The organism is Sphingomonas sp. 37zxx, from assembly GCF_000786205.1.
GTDB lineage: Bacteria > Pseudomonadota > Alphaproteobacteria > Sphingomonadales > Sphingomonadaceae > Sphingomonas.
Genome location: NZ_JROH01000100.1, coordinates 1 through 1,699, shown reverse-complemented (window position 1 = coordinate 1,699; position 1,699 = coordinate 1). Strand labels below are relative to the sequence as shown.

Below are 1,699 nucleotides of genomic sequence, written 5' to 3'. Positions count from 1 at the left end.
ATCCTCATCCTGCTTGTCGCGCGTTCTCATCTTGATCGTCGCGCTGCACGCAGCGCTCCGTCATCCGGCCTTGTCGGCTCGTAACGGATCACCCTGCGGCTCACACCAACCAGTGCACACGCCCGACGCTCGCTCACCCCGTGATGCTCCCGGGCATGGGCGACGGCTTCCCGCTTAGCGCCGGGCGTTACCATTTTTTTGATGCCAGATCCTTCAACACGGCATTGTCCAGCATGGCCTCGGCCAGCAGCATTTTTAGCCGCGAGTTCTCCTCCTCGAGCGACCTCAGCCGCCGGGCCTCGGACACCTCCAGCCCGCCGAACTTCGCCTTCCACTTGTAGAACGTCGCCGAGCTGATCCCGTGGCGGCGGCAAACCTCCGCCGTCGGCATTCCGCCCTCCTGCTCCTTCAAGATCGCAATGATCTGCTCTTCGTTGAACCTGCTTCGCTTCATATCGTCCGACTCCTTGGCGTCAGACTCTACCAAAAAGCGGTCACATTTCAGGGGAGCACGTCATGCGCACCACCCATTCCAGCCAGGGCGCGACGTGCGATCACGTCATGGCGCATCTGGAGAGTTTTCGCGCCAACACCGTCGATGCAGCGTCCTCCTATGTCGCCATCTCCCGCGCCCGCGAAGGGGCCGCGATCTACACCGACAGCCGCGCCAAGCTCACCGAAGCTCTCGGGTTGCGCGACGGCGCACAGGTCGGCGCGATCGATGAGACGATGGGGCGGGAGAAGAGGGCTGCGCTCGGCTAACCGTCCTTGAACTCGGACATGGCCATAGAATGCATTTAGTAAACTGGCACCGTGATTTTCTGACAGTGCCTGACAAGGCCATCAATTCCTTTGTCGACTAGCTCGCCTTCTCCAGACTTCAAATGCCGCCTCGACAGTCTCATCTACCGGCGCAGCAAGAGAAGGGACTACGTTGTCCAGCCTCTCTATTACCGGGAACATCCCAAAGCGGTGAAGGAACTTATAGGTGCCGTCGGGATTTCCGACAAAGAGGTTCGTTTTCCATACAACATCCGCAGAGTTAACTGTCTCTGTATCAAGGGGATAGTAATCAAGATAGCAGATTGTCTCGCTCCCCTTTTTCTCCAACCGAACGAAGGATAAGCTGTCCCTAACAATACCACTTGAGAAGTGTCCAGCCACAGTATTAAGTTTAATCCCACTCATTACCGTCGCTGACATATGTAAATCGTAGCAAAAATCCCTATAGACCATCAAAGGTAGATCTCCTTCATTGCGAAGAGCGTACCTAAGTTTACCGCCTATAATACTGGCATGCATAGATATAAGAGAAACCTCGTCATGCTCTCCAGCATAAGTCGGGACAGGCGCTGACCATAGATACAATAAAGATAGAACGACACTGAGCCGCTTTGATGACGAACTATCTACCTTGCCTCGCTCTAAACTTTTCTTTGATGGCTTCGGCTTGAGTCTTATTGTCCTGCACATTTCGGCGGCCTTCCCTGCTTAGACGATCTTCTCTGAGCGAACGATCGTACTCCCTTATCTCAGTGTCATACGCCTTGATCTCACTTTCTATCACTCCCGACGTAGTGGCTGGGGTCACTCGGAGTCCTGCCGGTTCCAAAGCAATCGCAGCCTTGGAGGCATCCGAAGCGGTTTCGTCGAAGTCTTCGTGGTGAGAACCTGAGCACCTCCATCAACCCGGTGATCT

General features: G+C 55.1%; 1 protein-coding gene and 1 pseudogene. One reads left to right on the top strand and one right to left on the bottom strand.

Translation table 11 applies throughout. From position 1 onward, the window contains the following. Positions 1-35: 35 nt before the first annotated feature. Positions 36-454 (bottom strand): annotated as a pseudogene (locus tag QU44_RS16915) (transposase); the annotation flags it as partial. A 62-nt stretch (positions 455-516) separates the two neighbouring features. Here QU44_RS16915 and QU44_RS16910 point away from each other — a divergent pair. After that, entirely contained in the window at positions 517-762 is a 246-nt protein-coding gene (locus tag QU44_RS16910; RefSeq protein ID WP_033923581.1) for a hypothetical protein, read from the top strand. The last annotated feature ends 937 nt before the right edge of the window (positions 763-1,699 follow it).

What these genes read in the sequence shown, in the direction of transcription:
- QU44_RS16910 (WP_033923581.1), top strand. Translation starts at nt 517, where the DNA reads ATGCGCACCACCCATTCCAGCCAGGGCGCGACGTGCGATCACGTCATG.